The following is a 2,994-nucleotide window of genomic DNA, read 5'->3' as shown; positions in this document are numbered from 1 at the left end:
GGCGAGATGCCGAACAGCCCCGGGTCGAAGTCACCCGCGCCGTAAAGGAAGCCACCCTCCCGGGTATACGACGTGCCGGGGTGATCCGGGTCCGGGTGATAGATGTCCGCCCACCCGCGATCCTCCGGGAACAGCCCGATCCCCTCGCCACCCGCCGCGACCAGATCCCACAAATCCTCCGGCGAGGCGACCCCGCCCGGATAACGGCAGGCCATGCCCACGATCGCGATCGGCTCGTCGGAGGCGGCGGCAGCGGTCACCACCGGCACGTCCGTCGCGCCCGCACCGATGAGCTCGCCGATCAGGTAGCCGGCGAGCGCAGTGACAGTCGGGTAGTCGAAGACCAGGGTCGAGGGCAGCCGCAGCCCGGTCACCGTGCCGAGGCGGTTGCGCAGCTCGACCGCGGTCAGCGAGTCGAAGCCCAGCTCCTGGAACGCCCGGCCGGCCTCGACCGCGTCCGCGTCGGCGTGGCCCAGCACCGCGGCCACGTGGGTGCGGACCAGGTCGAGCACGGTGCGTTCGCGGTCGGCGCCGGTCAGGCCGGCAAGGCGGGCGGCGAGACCGTCGGCGGCCGGGGCAGCGGCACGGCGGCCGGGGCGCACCAGGTCGCTCAGCAGCGGCGCCATGCCGGGACGGTCGCGCAGCGCGGTGAGGTCGAGGCCGAGCGGTGCGACGACCGCGCGGTCCGCGGCGAGCGCGGCGTCGAAGGCGGCCAGGCCCTGCTCGGCGGTGAGCGGCACGATGCCACCCTGCCGGGCCCGGGCCCGGTCGGCGTCGCTGAGCGCGCCGCCCATCCCGGCGTCCCACAAACCCCAGGCCAACGAGGTCGCCGGGACGCCTTCGGATCGCAAACCGATGGCGTACGCGTCGAGAAACGCATTTGCGGCCGCGTAGTTGCCCTGCCCCGCGGTCCCGAACAGTCCGGCAGCCGAGGAGTAGAGCACGAACGCGGCTAGGGGCAGGTCCCGCGTGGCCTCGCGCAGGTTGCGGGCCGCGTCGACCTTGGCCCGGAACACCGTGGCGAGCCGCTCCGGGGTCAGGTCGGCCAGCAGCGCGTCGTCGAGCACCCCAGCCGCGTGGATCACCGCGGTCATCGGCTCACCCCGCAACGCCTCGACGACCGCGACCGGGTCAGCCAGATCGCAGGCCACCGCGCGCACGTTGACACCATCGATGTCGAGAGTCCCACCGGAACGGGACAGCAACAGCAGCTCACGAACCCCGTAGGCCTCGGCCACGTGCCGGGCCACCAGCCCACCGAGCGTGCCGGTCGCACCGGTCACCACCACGACACCGTCGCCGAGGCCGGCCGTGCCGGGTGCGGCGAGCCGGGTGAGGCGCGGCACCAGGGTCACGCCGTCGCGGACCACCGCTTCCGGCAGGTCGTAGAACGTCGTGCCGGCGGTGTCGAGCAGGTGGATGCGGTCCGGGTACTCGGCCTGCGCGGAGCGGATCAGGCCCCACAGCGCGGCACCGTCCGGGTCGATGACGTCGTCGCCGGCCGCGCCGAGGGTGCGCACCACCAGCCGGGAGCCGGACCAGGCCGGGTCGGCGAGCCACGCGTGCAGCAGGGCGAGCAGCGCGGTGCTGCGGTCGAGGGCGGTGCCGGGCGCGGTCGCGTCGACCAGCACCACCGCGGCAGGTGCCGGCAGGGCGGCGCCGAGCGGGATCGACACGGACGGCTCGGCGACGGCGGTGGCGTCCACCGGGGTCCAGTGCACGCCGTAGAGCAGGCGATCGCTCGCGGACAGTTGCGCGCCGGAGACCGGGCGCAGGGTGAGCTGGTCGACCTCGGCGACCGGGCGGCCGGAGCCGTCGGCGAGCCGGACCCGCACGCTGTCCGGTGCGGTGGCGGCGCTCAGCCGGGCGCGCAGCAGCGGGCCGGCCTCCCCCGCCACGCGGACGCCGGTGAACGCGAACGGCAGCCGGACACCCGGCCCGGCGAGCAGCCCGGCGGCGCCGACGGCGTGCAGGGCGGCGTCGAACAGGGCCGGGTGCACCGCGTACCCGGCACCGGTCTGGTCGGTGGCGATCTCGGCGTACACGTCGTGGCCGCGCCGCCAGGCCGCGCGCAGGCCCTGGAAGGCGGGTCCGTAGGCCATGCCGGCCTCGGCCAGCCCCGGGTAGTAGCCGGTGAGGTCGACCGGTTCGGAGCCGGTCGGCGGCCACACGGTCAGCCCGGCGTCCTGCATCGTGGTGAGGTCGCCGGTGAGCTGGCCGGTGGCGTGCGGCGTCCACGGTTCGGTCTCGTCGGCGCGGGCGTGCAGGGTAACCGCGTGCCGGCCGTCCTGGGCGTCCGCCGCGACGGTGACCCGGACCTGGACGCCGCCGTCGGCGGACAGTGTCAGCGGGGTCTGCAGCAGCAGTTCCTCGATGCCGGGCACGCCGGCACGCTCCGCGGCCGCGAGGACCATCTCCACCAGGGCGGTGCCGGGGACGACGATCCGGTCGAGCACGACGTGGTCGGCCAGCCACGGGTGGGTGGCGATGGCGAGCCGGCCGGTGAGCACGGTGTCCGCCGAGCCGGGCAGTTCGACCGCGGCGCCCAGCAGCGCGTGGCCGGTGCCGACCAGGCCGAGCCCGGCCGGGTCGGTGACCGGCCGGGCGGGGCGCGGGGTGGGCCAGTAGGTGGTGTGCTGGAACGCGTAGGTGGGCAGCTCGGTGCGGGTGGCGCCGGTCCCGGCGAAAACCGCCGGCCAGGTCACCGGCACACCGGCGGTGAACAGCGCGCCGAGCGCGGTGAACACGGTGGTGACCTCGTCGCGGTCCCGGCGCAGCGCGGCGACCGCACCGGGCACGAGCGTGGCGAGCACGGTGTCCGGGCCGATCTCCAGGACCCGGGTCGCGTCGAGGCGGGCCACGGCGTCGGCGAACCGGACCGGTTCGCGGACCTGCCGCACCCAGTACTCCGGATCGGTCCAGTCGCCATCGGCGTCCACGGTCGAAACCACGGCCAGGCGCGGCTCGCTGAACGTCAGCGTCTCCACGACAGCG

General features: G+C 75.5%; 1 protein-coding gene. It reads right to left on the bottom strand.

Annotated features, from left to right (window positions below; translation table 11 throughout):
• Nucleotides 1–2,994: type I polyketide synthase (locus Apa02nite_RS50620; protein ID WP_203831560.1), on the bottom strand; the 2,994-nt coding region annotated here is incomplete at both ends.

This window comes from Actinoplanes palleronii (assembly GCF_016862315.1).
GTDB lineage: Bacteria > Actinomycetota > Actinomycetes > Mycobacteriales > Micromonosporaceae > Actinoplanes > Actinoplanes palleronii.
This window is presented reverse-complemented; position numbering and strand designations above follow the sequence as displayed.